This window comes from Rhodothermales bacterium, from assembly GCA_041391505.1.
Taxonomy (GTDB): domain Bacteria; phylum Bacteroidota; class Rhodothermia; order Rhodothermales; family JAHQVL01; genus JAWKNW01.
Genome location: JAWKNW010000036.1, coordinates 1 through 16,591, shown reverse-complemented (window position 1 = coordinate 16,591; position 16,591 = coordinate 1). Strand labels below are relative to the sequence as shown.

Here is a 16,591-nt window from a genome sequence, read left to right as displayed (position 1 = left end):
GGGGAAGATGTGGTGCGCGGTTAACGTCGAGCGATAAAGATGGCGGCGACGGTGGCGATCACTCCCACGCCGGAAATGAGCAAAGAGGCGTTGCGGTAACTGACGAGGCCGACCCGCGAGACGTACAGCTGGTCGCCGGACATGAGGCCGAAATCCGAGAGGGTGTCGCCCCGCTTGAGGATTTCCTTGGCGTTGATGTTGATCTTGTCGCCCTCGCGCAGGAGGTAGAGCTGGTCCAGATCGGCGTCGAGCGTCTCGCCGCCGGCCATCGCCATCAGATCGGTCAACCGCTCGTAACCGGTCACGAAATAAATCCCCGGATCGCGCACTTCGCCGAGCACGCTGACGCGAAACAGCGGCTGGACGGACAGCTCGGGGTCGCGATAGATCTGGCGGTAGCGTTCCATGATCTCGCTGCGGACGGCGTCGAAAGGCCGCTCGTTCACACTCACCATGCCGATGTAGGGCAACTGCATCGTCCAGTCCGTCATCACGAAATAATCCCCGCTGACGTCGTCGTCGACGTTGAAAATGGTGACGCGGACGCCGTCGCCGAGGCGCATTTCCTGGGCCATCACTACGTTTGCGGTCCGGGGGGCCGCCATCAAAAACATAACTACAAGGAGAGCAACCGCACGATACATGATCATTTCGGGTTTTCGTATCAGAATCTCAGTGGGGGATACGCGGGCAGCGCATCGAACAGCGAGACCTGTCAGGAGGCGTCGTTCACAAAGCCGACAGATCGCGACGTGCAGTCGTCGCGCCGGGGATACCGTGCGCACCGATCGGTCGCGGTCTGCAGCGAATTACGTTGCGCCAGGATGTAGCGTCTTCTGAGATGTGGGTCAGGTGCCGAAGCGGACAGCCATCTGTCTCGGACGGCGAACTACACGCAGGCCGGGTCCGGCGCGCACACGAGCATGGCAAAGCGTCGTATGCAGACGGATGCGCGTAGTCAATGGCAAGATAGCCACGCTGCCCGGGGTGGAGAGGGGGTTTTTGTCTACATAGCTATGCGCCAAACCTCCCAAGTGCGCATGTTTTTATGCTCGAATCCCATGGATCGTTTTCCTATACTGGTGTGCGTTTTTGCAGGCCCACTCGCTTCACGGTCTTCCTACTCGATCTGATTACGGCATGAAATTGACTTTCTGGGGCGCGGCGCGCACCGTGACCGGCTCCAAACACCTGCTCGAACTGGAAAACGGCAAACGCCTGCTGCTCGATTGCGGCCTGTATCAGGGCCGGCGCGCGGAGGCGGAGCATATCAACCGCAATTTCGGGTTCGAGGCGAGCTCGATCGACGTCGTGCTGCTCTCCCACGCGCACATCGATCACGCCGGCCTCCTCCCCAAACTCTACAAGGAGGGTTTCCGCGGACGGGTCTACGCCACCCACGCCACCTACGACCTGGCCAGCCTGCTCCTGTACGACAGCGCCCACATCCAGGAAAAGGACGTCGAGTGCGTCAACCGCATCCGGAAACGCAAGGACAAGGAGCCCGTCGAGGCGCTGTACGACGATGACGATGTCGAGGGCATCCTCAACCGCTTCGTGAGCGTCAGCTACGGCGACCCGTTCAGCCCGGTCGAAGGCGTCAGTGTGGTCTACCGCGACGCCGGCCATATCCTCGGCTCGGCCACCATGGTGCTGACGATCCAGGAACGCGGCCGGACGATCCGCCTCGGGTTCACGGGCGACGTCGGGTCCCCGGGCCGGCCCATCCTGCGCGATCCGCAGCCGATGGATGCCTGCGACTACCTCATCTCGGAGTCGACCTACGGCGGCAAGGTCCACGAGCCGGCGGACCAGGCCAAAAACCGGCTGGCCGAAGTCGTCGAACGCACCAGCGCCCGCGGCGGCAAGGTGATCATCCCGGCCTTCGCCGTCGGGCGGACGCAGGAGATCGTCTACGCGCTGGATCAGCTGCAGAACGAGGATCGCCTCCCGCCGATTCCGATGTACGTCGACAGCCCCCTCGCCGTCAACGCGACGGGCGTCTTCATGGCGCATCCGGAGTGTTTCGACAGGAATTTGCTCCAGTACATGCGCTCGGACCCCAACCCTTTCGGCTTTGAGAAACTCACCTACATCCGCGATGTCCAGGATTCGAAAAAGCTGAACGACAGCCGCATGCCGATGGTCATCATCTCCGCCTCGGGCATGTGCGAGGCCGGCCGCGTGCTCCACCATCTGCGCAACAACATCGAGGACCCGCGGGCCACGGTGATCATGGTCGGCTTCTGCGCCGAACACACGCTGGGCAAAAAGCTGATCGACAAGCTGCCCGAAGTGCGCATCTTCGGCGAAACGCATCCGCTGCGCGCCGAAGTCGTGGTGATGAACAGCTACTCGGCGCACGCCGACGAACCCGGGCTCCTGTCCGTGATCGGGACGCTGGACAAAAGCCAGCTCCGAAAGATCTTCCTCGTCCACGGGGCCCCCGAGCGGCAGGATGCGTTCAAGGCGACGCTGGAGCGCAACGGATATCGGGACGTGGTTATCCCAGAACATGGCGAATCGTTTGAAATCGGTTGATCGCGCCGTCCTGCTGCTGACGCTGCTCGCGGCCTTCGCCGGCCCGGCGGTGGCCCAGCCCGGGTCTTTCGGGCCGCGCGAGACGCTCAAAGTAGGGCTCGCGCTGAGCGGGGGCGGGGCGAAGGGGCTGGCGCATATCGGCGTGCTCAAGGTGCTCGAGGAGGCCGGCGTGCACGTGGATGTCGTCACCGGCACCAGCATGGGGTCGATCGTGGGGGCGCTGTACGCCATCGGGTATACGCCGGCCATGCTGGACACGCTGGCCGTGTCGCAGGCGTGGTCCGACCTGTTCGACGAGCGGCCGCCGCGCAACGCCATCTCGTTCGAACGCCGGCTCGAACAGGATCGCTACCTCGTCTCGCTGCCCCTGCGCGGCGCGCGGGTAGCGCTTCCGGCGGGGCTCATCAGCGGGCACCGGGTGGTGGTGATGCTCAACCGCATGACACACGCGGTGCACGACCAGCCCGACTTCACGCGCTTCCCCATCCCGTTCGCCTGCGTCGCCACCAACCTCGCCACGGGCGAGGCGACGCGCTTCGAACACGGCTATCTCCCCGAAGCCCTCCGCGCGAGCATGTCGGTTCCGAGCGTCCTGCTGCCGGCGCGCGTCGGCGATGCCTACTACGTCGACGGCGACGCCTCGCGCAACCTGCCGGTCGAGGATGCCTTCGCGCTCGGCGCCACCTTCGTCATCGGGGTGGACGTGGGCAGCGGGCTGATGCCGGCGGACAGCCTCACCTCGCTGGTCGAGGTCATGGATCAGGTGGCCAGCTTCCGCAAGGTGAGCTCGACCGACCGGCAGCGGGCCCTGGCCGACATCCTCATCACGCCGGATCTGACGGGGCTCTCGGCGCTGAGCTTCGGGGAGGCCCGCGAACTCATCACCCGCGGCGAGACGGCGGCGCGGGCCATCCTGCCGCAGCTGCAAACGCTGGCCGGCTCGCAGACCACCGAAGCCCGCGTGCGCCCGAGCGTCTCCATCCCCGATTCGATCTATATCGAGAACATCGAAGTCGAGGGCCTCGTCCAGCCGTATCTCCGCCAGCTCGAGCTGAACCTGGGGCTCAAAACGCCGGCGTGGATCGATTACGACGACCTCGAACTGGCCCTCAACCGCACGTTTTACGCCGACCTCTTCGACACTATCTGGTACCGCCTGATCCCGGGCACCGAACCCGACGCCAACATCATCTCGATCCGGACCCGGGTGCGCCCGCAGGAGCGTCTGCGGATCGGCGTGCGCTACCATTCCGAATACAAGGCCTCGCTGCTCCTGAGCGCCATCTCGCGCGGCCGCATCGGCGGGCCCGGCACCGAGCTGCAGGGCGACCTCCGGTTCGGCGAGACGCTCCAGGGCACCTCGCACTACCGCATCCCGCTGGCGACCAAGCCGCGATCCGACCTGCACATCTGGGGCCGGCTCACGCGCGAGCCGCTTGCCCTGTTCGAGAACGGCGTCCGCGAATCGTCGATCAAGGTGCGCGTCGGCGACCTCGCGGCCGATCTCTCCCGCATCCTCTTTACAAACAGCCTCGGATCGATCGGCGTGCGGTATGAGCTGTACGATTACGGGCAGGATGTGGGCGCCGGCGATTTTTTGCAGGATCATGGCGCCATCCTCACCGGCAACGCCCGCTACTTTCTGGAGACCTTCGACCGCACCGCCTTCCCGCGTTCGGGCTTCCTGTTCCATCTGCGCGCCGAATACGCCCCGCCCGGTCTCGTGCGGCAGGCGTTCACGCACTACCTGTTCGACTGGCAGACGCGCCGGCCGCTCTCCGACCACATCTCGTTCACCTCCCGTATCCTGCTCGGTCATGTCAAGGGGCGTACGGTGCCGCTGCATTACCGGTTTTACATGGGAGGCGCCAGCGCCTTCCGCAACCTGGATACCCGCCAGTTTCCGCTCGCCGGATTCGCCCTGCAGGAGTTGACCGGCCAGAGCATGCACGCCTTCTCGGTCGGCGCCCAGGTCAATATCGCGCGCGACTGGTACCTGTCCGCCGACTGGAACGGCGCCCGGCTGCGCGAAGAATGGACCTGGCGCGTCGTCGCGACGGATTTCCGCTTCGGCTACGGACTGACGCTCGGTCTGCTCTCTCCCATAGGCCCCGTCGAACTGGCCTTCATGGGGCATACCCTGAGCGGTCCCTACACCACGCAGCTGAATATTGGTTATGTGTTTTGAGGGGGATGGGGGAAGCAGGATGCGGGATGTTAGATGCGGGATGCAGGATGCAGGATGCGGGATTTTAGATGCAGGATGCAGGATGCGGGATGTTAGATGCAGAATCTGCAGCGATGAAAGCGTATCCTGCATCCCATAACCGCGACCGACATCCTGCATCCCGCATCCTGCATCTATTCCCCAGCATCCTGCATCTTGCATCCTGCATCCAGACCACCGCATCTTGCATCCTGCATCCAGACCACCGCATCTTGCATCCCGCATCCTGCATCCAATCCCCTCCATCCAATCCCCAACCAACTGCACAACGTTTCATCCTAACCACCCTGGCCTCCATGAAAACGATTTTCCTGCTCTTCGTCCTGGCCGGCTTCGTCGCCGGCGTCTACGCGCAATCGGGCGCCTCGTTTGTTCGTGTCGGGATGATCGGACTCGATACGTCGCACAGCACGGCGTTCACCAAAGTGCTCAACGATGAGGCGGCCGAGCCGGATGTCGCCGGCTTCCGCGTCGTGGCGGCGTATCCCAAGGGCAGTCCGGATATCGAGTCGAGCGTCAGCCGGGTGCCGGGATATACGGAGGAGATGCGCGCCATGGGCGTCGAGATCGTCGACTCGATCGAGCGGCTGCTGACGATGGTGGATGTCGTGCTGCTCGAGACCAACGACGGCCGGCCGCACTACGAACAGGTGCTCCCCGTGCTGAAAGCCGGCAAGCCGGTGTTTATCGATAAACCCGTGGCCGGCACGCTGGCGGATGCCATCCGGATTTTCGATGCGGCGAAACAGTACGGCGTGCCGGTGTTCTCGTCGTCATCGCTGCGCTACAGCGCCAACGCGCAGGCGGTGCGCAACGGGTCGGTGGGGAAGGTGCTGGGCGCGGAGGCGTACAGCCCGGCGACCCTGGAGCCGACGCATCCGGATCTGTTCTGGTACGGCATCCACGGCGTCGAAACCCTCTTTACGGCCATGGGCGTCGGGTGCGAGCGCGTGGTGCGGGTTTCGACCCGGGACACGGACGTCGTCGTCGGCACCTGGGCGGACGGACGCATCGGCACCTTCAGGGGGCTCCGCGCCGGCCACAAGAACTATGGCGGCACGGCCTTCGGCGAGACGGGCATCCAGGAGCTGGGACCCTACGACGGCTACCGGCCGCTGGTGGTGGAGATCGTGCGGTTCTTCCGCACCGGCGCCGCGCCCGTGACGGCCGAGGAGACCCTCGAAATCTACACGTTTATGGAAGCGGCCGACGAGAGCAAGCGGCGCGGCGGCGTCCCGGTTACGATGGCGGAGGTCTACGACAGGGCGAAGGCCGAGGCGCGCCGGTAGGCCCGCGCGCTAGACGAGCTGTTCCCACGCCGGGCCGGCATCGAGGAGGTCGTCGGTCTCGTAGTACGCTGCGTCCAGGGTGAACAGGCCCCGGTCGATGCGCGTCCACGGCGCGCCGGCGTGTGGCACGCGCGCCTGCATCGCCGGCCAGTCGCGGTAGTTCTGGTGGCCGTTGGTCTCGATGAGCGGCAACCCGAGCCCGGGGAAGGGGGCAAGTCGCGCGGCGACGGCCTTGTTCCATTCCAGCAGGGACGGGTTCACCGTGAGATCGGCGCAGAAGCAGGGAATGCCACGCTCGTGGGCCGAGCGGGCGATGCGCAGCGTCATACTCAGCGTCTTGGCGATCGGCTTGAGCGCGATGGCGCCGTAGCCCAGGTCCATCCGCCGGCGCGCGTCCGCATCGGTGTGCGCGCTTTCGTCCGCCGCGACGCAGACGCCGAGGTCGCTCACGTCGGATTCGTTGTCTTCCGGGAACGGCTCTTCGAGGAGGATGACCCGATCCAGCGCGCCGAGTCCGTCGATGTGGTCGAGCAGCGCGTGCATCGTGGCCTTGTCTTCGTACCGGGCGTTGGCGTCGAGGTAGTAGGGGATGCGGCCCGTGGGCGTATGCGGGGTTTCGCGGTGGGCGAGCAGGCGGTGCAGCTGCGTCATCCGCTCCCGGTCGCTCGCCAGCATCTCGCGCTGCGTACCGGGGGCGCCCAGCTTGACCTTGAAGATGAAATACCCCGCGTCGAGCATGCTTTCGATTTCCGCGTCCGTCGTCGTGTAGGTGACGATCGGGACGACGGCGACGCGGGGATGGTGCGCCGCCAGCGCCGGCCGGGCAAACGCCGGCACCAGGCCATCGAACCGCCGGATGCCGTGCTGGCGGGCATACAGCGCCCAGGCGGCGAAATCGACCGCGACGAGCGCATTCAGTGCGAACGTGGCGCGGAGGTCGGCGCGCCCGGTGAGGAGGCGCGCATAGTCGAGCACCGGCTCGAACAGCGCGTCCTGCAGGGCGAGCGGATCGGTGAACGCCTCGCCGCGGGCCAGCGCCAGGGCCCTTTCGGTCAGCGCGAACATCAGCGCGTTGCCGCCGGCTTCCGAGTGCGCGGCGAACACGCGGGCGTCCGACCACAACACGCTCTGCGTGCCCAGGCCCACCCCGGACCGCCCGTCGTCGTCCGTCAACCGGACGACGGATTGCCAGAGTTCGGAAACGTATCCTCCTTTAAAACCGAACGGGCGCGCCAGCGGGGCGCGTTCGAAGTTGGCGTTGGTCGTCGCGATGCGGGGCATGGGATGCGGGTTGTGGGATGCGGGTTGTGGGATGCAGGATGTTGGATGCAGGATGTTGGGTGCGGGGTGTTGGGTGCGGGATGTTGGATGCGGGATGTTGGATGCGGGATGCAGGATGTTGGATGCAGGATGTTGGGTGCGGGATGTTGGGTGCGGGATGCAGGATGTTGGATGCAGGATGTTGGATGCCGGGGATCCTGCATCTTGCATCCTGCATCCCCTCGCAACCAACCGAGGCTACCCTCCACCTTCTAGCATCCCGAGCAACCAACCCAAGCTCCCATCCAGCATAGATAGTGCAGGAGCCGTCCGGAATGCAACCGGGTGCGGCGGCAGGACAGGGCCATCGCATGCTTGCCGTGGCCGTGAGAAGCGTATGGGCGTTTGGGTGCATGGGGGCTTTTTTACCGCAAAACCTCCCATACCCCCACACTTCCATACCGGGAGATGCTCACGTTTGAAGAGAATGCGATGGCCCTGTATTGGATCCGATGGGGTTTTTTTAGTACGTTCCTCGCGTTATCCCTCACCAACTCCCACCCGCCATGTATGATATCGGTGTCGCCGTCGTCGGCACGGGGTTCATCGGGCCCGTTCATGCCGAGGCCCTGACGCGGCTTGGCGTCCGTGTCACGGGCATCCTGGGCAGCACGCCGGCTAAATCCAGATCGGCCTGCGATGCGCTCGGGCTAAAAACCGCGTATGGTTCTTTCGAGGAGGTGTTGCGCGACGATGCGGTGCAATCCATCCATCTCGCCGTCCCCAACGTGCTCCACTATGACATGGCGAGCCGCGCGCTGGCCGCCGGCAAACACGTCATGTGCGAGAAGCCGCTGGCGATGACGGCGAAGGAGTCGGCGAAGCTCGTCGAGCAGGCCGCCGCCTCGGGGCTGGCCGCCGGCGTGTGCTACAACATCCGCTTCTACCCGCTGAACCTCGAAGCCCGCGCACGCATCGAGTCCGGCGCCTGCGGGGACGTGATCTCCGTGGTGGGGCACTACGTGCAGGACTGGCTCCTCTACGACACCGACTACAACTGGCGGGTCCTGGCCGACCAGGGCGGGGCGCTTCGCGCGGTGTCGGACATCGGGACGCACTGGATGGACCTCGTGTCGTCCGTCGCCCGGTTGGAGGTCGAGGCCGTCTTCGCCGACCTGAAGACCGTGCATCCGGTGCGCAAGCGGCCGAAAGGCGAGATCGCCACCTTTACGGGCAAGATGAGCGCCCAGATGGAAACGGAGCCCGTGGAGATCACGACCGACGACTGCGGCGCGGTGCTGCTGCGGTTCAAGCAGGGCGGGCGCGGCGTGTTGTGGGTCTCGCAGGTGACCGCCGGCCGGAAAAACAGCCTCCGATACGAAATTTCCGGGACCAAAGGCGCCCTCGGCTGGAGCAGCGAAACCCCGAACGAACTGTGGGTCGGCCACCGCAACCAGCCCAATGAAACCCTCATCAAGGACCCGGCCCTGATGAACGACCTCGTCCGTCCGTTCGCCAACTATCCCGGCGGTCACAACGAGGGCTTTCCTGACACCTTCAAGCAGTGCTTCCGGGCCTTCTACGATGCCATCCGCGACGGCATCCCCGCCGAAAAAGCCCTGTACCCCACCTTTGCCGACGGCCATAAGGAGATCGTTATTTGCGACGCCATCGTACAGAGCAACCGCGAACAGCGTTGGGTGAGCGTCTGAGGTTTAAGGTTCGACGTTCAAGGTTCAACGAGATGATCTTCGGACCTGCTAAACGTTCATCATACCTTAAACCATAAACCTTGAACTTTAAACCCGTTCAGCCATGAAACTAGGATTCGTCAGCGCCATCCTGCCGGAGCTCAGCCTCAAGGACGTCCTCACGTTTGCCGCGCAGGAAGGGTACGATTGCGTGGAAGTCATGTGCTGGCCGGCCGGCAAGGCCGAGCGGCGCTACGCCGGCGTGACGCACATCGACGTCACGGCGTTCGGCAAAAAAGAGGCGAAAGCCGTCCAGCAGCTCGTCGCCGACACCGGCGTGACGATCAGTGGACTGGGCTATTACCCGAATCCGCTGTGTCCGGACGAGGACGAAGGCAGCGTCTATGCCGAACACATCAAGAAGGTGATCGATGCTTCGGCCCGTCTCGAGATCGGCGTGGCGAACACGTTCATCGGGCGGGACTGGACGAAGACGGTCGACGAAAACTGGCCGCGTTTCAAGAAGGTGTGGAAGCCCCTCATCAAACACGCCGAAAAACGGGGCGTGCGCGTCGCCATCGAAAACTGCCCGATGTCGTTCACCCGGGACGAATGGCCCGGCGGTAAAAACCTGGCCCACTCGCCGGCCATCTGGCGCCGTATGTTCGACGATATTTCGAGCGACTCCTTCGGGCTCAACTACGACCCGTCCCACATGATCTTGCAGCACATGGACTACCTGAAGCCCATGCGCGAGTTTGCCGGCAAGCTCTTTCACATCCATGCCAAGGACGCCCGCATCGATCGCCACCGGCTGGACGATGTGGGGGTTTTTGCGTTTCCGAACCAGTTTCATACCCCGAAACTGCCCGGTCTCGGCGACGTCGACTGGGGCCAATTCGTCGCCACCCTCGGCGATACCGGCTACCGCGGCGCCGTGTGTGTCGAGGTCGAAGACCGGGCCTTCGAGGGTTCGCTCGAGGCCCGCAAGGCGGCGCTGCGTCAGAGCCATGCCTACCTGCGTCAATTTATTCCGAAGTGGTGAGGGCGATGGACAAACAACACATCATGCAGCAGTTCGACCTCGACGGCAAGGTGGCGGTCATCACCGGGGCCGGCGGCGCGCTGTGCGGCACGCTGGCGCGGTCGCTGGCGGCCGTGGGGGTCAAGGTGGCCGTGCTGGACATCAACCTCGATCAGGCGAGGCGGGTATCGGACGATATCGAGCGGGCCGGCGGCGACGCGGCCCCGTTCGCCTGCGACGTCATGAACGAGGAGCAACTGCATATCTGCCGCGAGCGCATCGAGACGCTGTGGGGAACGCCCCACATCCTGATCAACGGCGCCGGCGGCAACGACCCGCGGGGAACGACGACGGAGGAATTTCTGGAGCTGGATGAAATCGACAAGGAGGGCATCACCGGATTCTTCGATCTCGAATACGCCGGCTTCCAGTTCGTTTTCGGGCTCAATTTTATGGGGACGTTCCTGCCCACCAAGGTCTTCGCGAAAAGCATGGTGAAGGCCGGCCGGGGCTCCATCGTGAACATCTCCTCGATGAGCGCCCTCGCGCCGCTCACCAAGGTGTCGGCCTACTCCGCCGCCAAGGCCGCCGTCGCCAACTTCACCCGCTGGCTCTCCGTCCACTTCGCCCACACGGGCGTCCGCGTCAACGCCCTGGCGCCGGGGTTCTTCATGACCGAGCAGCTCCGCTTCCTCCACATCGACCAGGAGACCGGCGAATACACGCCCCGCGCGCAAAAGGTGCTCGCGCATACCCCGATGGGCCGCTACGGCGAACCCGAAGAACTCGTCGGCACCGTCATCTACCTCCTCTCCGACGCCTCCCGCTTCGTGACCGGCAACGTCGTCCCGATCGACGGCGGGTTCTCCTCGTACTCGATCTGACCCCCCTCCTGTTATCCTCCCCCGATAAACCCCGGATACAGCGTCATCCCGCCGTCGATGTAGAGCGTGGTGCCGTGCACGTAGTCCGACTCGTCGGAGGCCAGCCAGACCGTCGCGCGGGCGATATCCTCGGGCTCTCCGATGCGTTTGGAGGGGATCAGACGCAGGAGCTGGTCCTCGTAGATCTCGTGTGACGTAAACTTCTCGACGTTCATGGGGGTGCGGATGGCGCCGGGCGAGATCGCGTTCACGCGGATCCGGAGGTGGGCGACTTCCTGCGCGATGCTTTTCATCAGCAGCATCACCCCGCCTTTGGCGGCCGCGTAGTTGACGTGGCCTTCCCACGGTATGATGTCGTGCACCGAACTCATGTGAATAATCTTGCCCATCGCGTACGAGACGCTGCGGTCGATGCCCTGGCGCTTGAACGCCCGGATGGCTTCGCGGGCGCAGAGGAACTGGCCAGTCAGGTTCGTGTCGATCACCCGCTGCCACTGGTCGAGCGTCATCTCGTCCGTCGGCGCGTTGAGCTGGAAGCCCGAGTTGGGGACCACGATGTCGATGCGGCCGAAAGTCTCCCGCATCGCCTCGAACATGGCGATCACCTGATCCTCTTTCCCCACGTCGGCTTTGAAGACGAGGGCTTTCTGGCCGGCGGCCTCGATCTGCTTGGCCACTTCGCGCGCGCCGGCCTCGTCAGAGTGGTAGTTGACGACGACATTCGCCCCCGCCTGGGCGAACCCTATGGCGATCGCCGCGCCCAGCCCCTTGCTGGCGCCGGTGATGAGGGCATTCTGGCCGGTCAGCACCCGATGGATCGGGGCGGGAGGCATCTCGTTGGGGACGGTGTAGGGATGGTCGGGCATGTAACGGGGTAAGGCTTGGCGTTCAGGGGTGGCGGGTCAGTGGTTGGCCTGTTCGTAATGCCGGCGCAGCAGGTCGCCGGCGAAGTCGTTCGTGAGGTCGCGGAGCACGCTGTGCACGTGGTTGCCGTCGTTCTGCGTGTTGTCGTATTCAATCAGCATGGTCGGCGTATGGATCCGGTAATAATGCGGATCGCCGACCGCGCCGGAGCCGGCCCAGGCGAAAAACAGGCTGTCGGCCGGGGCGGACCGGAAGCGTTCCATGGTGTGTGCGGCCTCGTCGGCGCGCGCGTTGCCGGCGTAGATCTCGATCAGCCGCCAGAGCATGGCGCGCTGCTCGGCGTTCAGGCGGGTGAGGGGGATGCCCTCGAAGCGTTCGAGCGAGGCGTCGCGTTTGTTGCCCGAAATGATGTCGCGCGGCGCCACGGCGTCGATGATCGCCAGCGCGCGCTGGTCGGTCGCGAGCGACTCGAGCAGGGCGCGCGCCAGGTCTTCCTCATCGGCGTGGAGCCGGAAGCCGGCGAAGGGGCCTTCGAGGACCTGCGCGGGGTTGGATCCGAAAAAGGCCGGCGTGATCGCCACGGCGCCGGATACCGAGGAAAAGTTGAGCGACAGATGATGGCCCTCGAAACGCCATCCCCACGGCGCGGCCCCCGCGGGATCGCCGAAGAGGGTGACGTAATACAGCTCGGGATCGCGATAGACCGGGTTGTTTTCGATCTGGCCGAGAATCCCCTCCAGGACGCGCACGCCGGTGGCGCGGAGGTAGCCGGGATGGCTCAGGGCGCTCCGCAGCAGCGCTTGCGCCGCTTTCCGCTGATCCGCGGTCATCTCCTTGATGGGCAACCCCTTGCGCTGCCCCGGGATGGGGACGAAGAACCAGTTCTCCCGTTCGGCATCGGCGAAGGGGAACGATGCGCGCTCACGCTGGCTCGCATCCAGCGTCGCGAGCAGCTGCACGGCGGCCTCGCGCATCGCCGGGGCGGTTTCCGGGGATGCCGGCAGCGCCTGCCCGAAGCCGGCCGGCGCGACGAACAGGGCGGCGGCCAGCGCCGCTATCGGTACGAGGGAGATTTTCACGGTTTTTCGAGGGATGTCGTGAGCGAAACGGTCCAAAATCGGTGATTCTGGCGTGTCGTGTTGTGAATTCTGCCGGTTTGGCTTTGCACGCGGCATTATTTTGACGCCGTACGTAACCACCGCTCGGCATACCGCGTATCCGGCAGGAGCATTCAATCCGTTAAAACCGAAATGCCATGACCATCATCGGATACCTCGTTCTCGGTCTTCTTTTCGTGGCCGGCCCGCTGTCGCCCCGCGACGCGGCGTCTGTCCGTGAAGGAAAGGACATCACCGATACCGTCAAGGAGACCTTCAAGGTGCGCCCGGGCGGTACGCTCTACCTCGAGCTGGACTATGGCAACATCGAGGTTGTGACCAGTTCGGGGGATCGCGTCGTTGTGGAGTTGGAGCGCACGGTGCGGGTGAACGATGAAGACGAGGCGCGTGAGCTGCTCGAGCGGTATCACGAGTATTCGATCGAACAGGATGGGGGCGATGTGACCGTCGTCTCTAAATATCAGGGGCGGGGCTCCCGCTGGGGCGGCAACAACAAGAATAACCTCAAGATCCGCGTCAAGGTGGAGGTGCCGTTCGATTATAACGTCGATTTCGAGTCGGGCGCCGGCAATGTCGCCGTGACGCGTCTCGAAGGTGATGTGTCGGGTAAGACGGGCGCCGGCAACATCGACATGGAGCGGGTGATGGGTGCGGTGGACATCACGACGGGTGCCGGAAACATCAATATCGAGGGTGGAAGCAGCCAGGTTGAGGTTAATACGGGTGCAGGCAACGTCGAATTGCGCGATGTCGAAGGATCGGTGCGCGCCAACACCGGGGCCGGCAACATCACGGCCTACATCGTTCGCCAGCCGGAAGACGATTCGCGGCTCGAAACGGGCGCGGGGAATGTGACGGTTTATCTCGACAACGGCGCGGGCGTGTATGTCGATGCCGTCGCGAGCATGGGCTCGGCCAGTTGCGATTTCTCGCTCGAGGTGAAAGGCAAATGGATGACGAAGTCGTTCGAAGGCGAGATCAACGGCGGCGGCCCGGACCTCTTCATGCGCGCCGGCGTGGGCAATGTGTCGCTGCGGCGACGGTAGATTTCCTGTTCTATCGGTAGCATATCCAGGGCTGCTCTCATAGAGGGCAGCCCTTTTTTTGTGTAGATGAAGCACACCGGGGGGAGAGGCGGCGCCAGGGCGTTTCCGCGCGAGGTCAATCCCCACTCCATGGATTCGGCCCTCGGCACGCTCCAGCGGCGTCGGGCAGGAAGCCGCGCTTGGCGGGATCCTTGCTCTGCAGGGAGATGCGGACCGTGCGCACCAGGGTGCACCGATGAGACGATGCAGGGTACGGTATGACCTGTCAGGAACATGATTTTTAAGGGCATATCCTGCACCATGCATTCCAGCACCCGCATCTGTGAATAACACCCCGATGATCGGAGGATGGTCTTGATAGCTTATCCAGGACGTAGCGGCTTTGGGCTAAGGGTATTGTTTATTATCGGCTTGGTCATGCACGTCGGGGCGCCCCGGCTCATGGGGCAGCAGCGAGCAGACTGGACCGAAGCAGGGCGACTCCCGCTACGTTATTTCGACACGACGGTATTTGGCGCGTCTTCGGCGACCTATTCGGTGACGATGGACGACCGGGGCCTTCTCTATGTTGGCACCCAGGGCGGCTTACTGATCCACGACGGAGTGAACTGGGAACTGATTTCTATTCCCGGGGGCAACATTGTCCATCGCCTGGCCCAGGGGGATGACGGGACGATGTATGTCGGCAGCTACGGCCAGTTCGGCTTCATGGCCGCCGACTCCGCCGGCATGCCGGCTTTCTACTCCCTGATCGACAACGTCCCCCCCGAAAACAGGGATTTTACCTATGTAAAAGACGTTGTGCCGATTGGCGATAGCGTTTACTTCCTCACGCTGCACTACCTGTTTCGCTGGGCGAACGACACCATGCAGGTATGGCGTGCCGAAGAGGCCTTCCAGAGCATGGAGGCCATGGGCAACCGCCTCGTCATCATGTCGCGAGGCGGGCTCTGGACGCTGGACGAAGGGGAGCAACTGGTTCCTATGGCCTTGCAAGGCGATGCACTCAGGGACAATTTTGATCTTGCTTCCGATGGGCCGGATCATGTGCTGGTGGTAACCATGGGAAGCGGACTATTCCGGTGTGCCATTGATACCGAATCCACGTCTACATGCCTCAGGCAACCCACCGACATCGATGACCTGTTGCTACAGGGCCGTCCATACACCCTGAAACGATTACCCGATGGTGATCTGGCCATCGGCTTCGACGGCCGGGGCCTCGCGCTGCTGGATTCAACGTATCGGATAGCGCGGCTCGTCGACGAGCGGGATGGCCTCATGAATCTGGAGGTCATGGGCATCTATCCCGACAGCCAGGGTGGGCTCTGGCTTGCCCTGTACGATGGCCTCGCGCGCGTCGAGCCCCGCATGACGTGGACCGTTTTCAGCCGATCGGAAGGACTTCCGAGTATTATTACGCACGTCGCGCGTTGGAAAGGCCGGCTGTTAGCGACCACGATGCTCGGGATCTATGAGCTGGTACCCGGGCACGGCACCGTGCCGGCCCGATTCGAAAAAATCAGTAGCGAACAGTTCCCGTTCTGCATGGACCTGATCACCACCGAAGCCTATGCGCTGGCGGCATGCAGCGGTGGCCTCGCTCGGATTGTTGCCGAGCCGGGTAAACGGGCCTCGGTTTCCTCTGTGCTGGATCAGGATACCTACGACAGGCTGCTCGTCGATCCCGTACAGCCGTCAGTGTTTTATCTCACCGGAGAAGGAACGATTTCTCAAATGCGCTGGAACGCGGGATCTGCCGAAGTCCTTCACACCGAAGAGATATCTCCCCTTTTCTTCGATATACGGGCAGACCCCGAACAGCCGGATTCCGCCACGACGCGCCTCTGGGCGACGGCGCACCCCGATCAACTCGTTCGTATCGACGTTCCGCACGATGGATCTCCCTGGCGTGTGCTGCGCTTCGACGGGGAGACGCAATTCAAGGCGCGGGCGGAAGAGATCTTTTTTTTCAACGACACGCTGCGCATTGCGACCGATGCGGGGCTGTTCCGGCTTCAATCGCCGGTGGCCGACCCTCCGACGTTCGTTCTGGAGGATCGCATCGGAGCTCGTGCCGTCGATTTTGTCGGACAAACCCGTGACGGCGCAACATGGATCGTTGTCGAGGACACCACACGCCTTATGAGGCGCGACCCCGAGGGCGGTTTTGCCCTGACGGTAACAGGCACTACGGCCAGGAGCACTACGCTGCCCGGCGCGGAACTGTACGAAGACCCCGACGGCGCGCTGTGGTTGAATCATGCGCGTGGGATCGCGCGGGTCGTTACGGCCCCGTCTGAAGGCCCGCCACCGGCGCCGTCTGTGTTGATTTCGAAAATCAGGAGCAGCACCGTCGATTCCCTGCTGTTCGACGGCACCGCATCGAGGCAAGCCGTGCTTGACATCCCCTACGAACGGGGTACGCTCGCGTTTGATTACGCCGCGCAAGTCTACGATGCACCGGATAAGGTCCGGTATCGTGTCTGGCTCGAAGGCTTCGATGCCGGTTGGCTCAAATGGACCCCGGAGACCCGGAAAGAATATACCGGCTTGTCCAACGGGACGTACACCTTTCATGTGCAGGCGCGAAATCAGGCCGGCGTCGTGAGCGACGTGGCATCGGCTCGCATCACGGTGCGGCCGC

General features: G+C 63.8%; 12 protein-coding genes. 8 read left to right on the top strand and 4 right to left on the bottom strand.

All coding sequences use genetic code 11. From position 1 onward, the window contains the following. Positions 1–20: 20 nt before the first annotated feature. Entirely contained in the window at positions 21–575 is a 555-nt protein-coding gene (locus R2834_22440; GenBank protein ID MEZ4703103.1) for an SLBB domain-containing protein, read from the bottom strand. Between the two features lie 565 nt (positions 576–1,140). Here R2834_22440 and R2834_22435 point away from each other — a divergent pair. The 3 genes from R2834_22435 (at position 1,141) to R2834_22425 (ending at position 6,057) form a co-directional block, all read left to right on the top strand. Beyond that, positions 1,141–2,541 (top strand): MBL fold metallo-hydrolase, encoded by a 1,401-nt coding sequence (locus R2834_22435; protein ID MEZ4703102.1) that lies wholly within the window; start codon positions 1,141–1,143, stop codon positions 2,539–2,541. Further along, positions 2,528–4,729 (top strand): patatin-like phospholipase family protein, encoded by a 2,202-nt coding sequence (locus R2834_22430; protein MEZ4703101.1) that lies wholly within the window; start codon positions 2,528–2,530, stop codon positions 4,727–4,729. Before R2834_22435 ends, R2834_22430 begins: the two co-directional genes overlap by 14 nt. A 335-nt stretch (positions 4,730–5,064) precedes the next feature. Then, positions 5,065–6,057, top strand: coding sequence for a Gfo/Idh/MocA family oxidoreductase (locus R2834_22425; GenBank protein MEZ4703100.1), 993 nt, complete (start codon positions 5,065–5,067; stop codon positions 6,055–6,057). Between the two features lie 9 nt (positions 6,058–6,066). On the opposite strand, the gene R2834_22420 is transcribed toward R2834_22425, so the two are convergent. Continuing rightward, positions 6,067–7,338, bottom strand: a complete 1,272-nt coding sequence (locus tag R2834_22420) for a hypothetical protein (protein ID MEZ4703099.1) — start codon at positions 7,336–7,338, stop codon at positions 6,067–6,069. Positions 7,339–7,883: 545 nt separating this feature from the next. Here R2834_22420 and R2834_22415 point away from each other — a divergent pair. The 3 genes from R2834_22415 (at position 7,884) to R2834_22405 (ending at position 10,916) form a co-directional block, all read left to right on the top strand. Then, the gene (locus R2834_22415) at positions 7,884–9,029 is read left to right on the top strand and encodes a Gfo/Idh/MocA family oxidoreductase (protein MEZ4703098.1); all 1,146 of its coding nucleotides are present in this window, start codon (positions 7,884–7,886) and stop codon (positions 9,027–9,029) included. A gap of 103 nt (positions 9,030–9,132) precedes the next feature. Further along, positions 9,133–10,053: a sugar phosphate isomerase/epimerase family protein gene (locus tag R2834_22410; GenBank protein MEZ4703097.1), complete on the top strand. Its 921-nt coding sequence runs from the start codon at positions 9,133–9,135 to the stop codon at positions 10,051–10,053. 5 nt (positions 10,054–10,058) lie between these two features. Beyond that, on the top strand, positions 10,059–10,916 hold the full coding sequence (locus R2834_22405; protein ID MEZ4703096.1) for an SDR family oxidoreductase: 858 nt from the start codon (positions 10,059–10,061) through the stop codon (positions 10,914–10,916). 11 nt (positions 10,917–10,927) lie between these two features. On the opposite strand, the gene R2834_22400 is transcribed toward R2834_22405, so the two are convergent. Then, a complete protein-coding gene (locus R2834_22400; protein MEZ4703095.1) occupies positions 10,928–11,782 on the bottom strand; it encodes an SDR family oxidoreductase in 855 nt (284 codons plus the stop codon). Positions 11,783–11,818: 36 nt separating this feature from the next. Further along, entirely contained in the window at positions 11,819–12,859 is a 1,041-nt protein-coding gene (locus tag R2834_22395; protein ID MEZ4703094.1) for a DUF3500 domain-containing protein, read from the bottom strand. A 176-nt stretch (positions 12,860–13,035) separates the two neighbouring features. Here R2834_22395 and R2834_22390 point away from each other — a divergent pair, with 176 nt between their 5' ends. Next, on the top strand, positions 13,036–13,944 hold the full coding sequence (locus R2834_22390; GenBank protein ID MEZ4703093.1) for a DUF4097 family beta strand repeat-containing protein: 909 nt from the start codon (positions 13,036–13,038) through the stop codon (positions 13,942–13,944). Positions 13,945–14,361: 417 nt separating this feature from the next. After that, on the top strand, positions 14,362–16,591 hold a 2,230-nt coding region (locus R2834_22385), incomplete at its 3' end, for a triple tyrosine motif-containing protein (protein MEZ4703092.1).

Bases quoted from the DNA above. Each gene is read 5' to 3' on its own strand.
- R2834_22440 (MEZ4703103.1), bottom strand. From the start codon at position 575: ATGGCCCAGGAAATGCGCCTCGGCGACGGCGTCCGCGTCACCATTTTC.
- R2834_22435 (MEZ4703102.1), top strand. From the start codon at position 1,141: ATGAAATTGACTTTCTGGGGCGCGGCGCGCACCGTGACCGGCTCCAAA.
- R2834_22425 (MEZ4703100.1), top strand. From the start codon at position 5,065: ATGAAAACGATTTTCCTGCTCTTCGTCCTGGCCGGCTTCGTCGCCGGC.
- R2834_22420 (MEZ4703099.1), bottom strand. From the start codon at position 7,338: ATGCCCCGCATCGCGACGACCAACGCCAACTTCGAACGCGCCCCGCTG.
- R2834_22415 (MEZ4703098.1), top strand. From the start codon at position 7,884: ATGTATGATATCGGTGTCGCCGTCGTCGGCACGGGGTTCATCGGGCCC.
- R2834_22410 (MEZ4703097.1), top strand. From the start codon at position 9,133: ATGAAACTAGGATTCGTCAGCGCCATCCTGCCGGAGCTCAGCCTCAAG.
- R2834_22405 (MEZ4703096.1), top strand. From the start codon at position 10,059: ATGGACAAACAACACATCATGCAGCAGTTCGACCTCGACGGCAAGGTG.
- R2834_22400 (MEZ4703095.1), bottom strand. From the start codon at position 11,782: ATGCCCGACCATCCCTACACCGTCCCCAACGAGATGCCTCCCGCCCCG.
- R2834_22390 (MEZ4703093.1), top strand. From the start codon at position 13,036: ATGACCATCATCGGATACCTCGTTCTCGGTCTTCTTTTCGTGGCCGGC.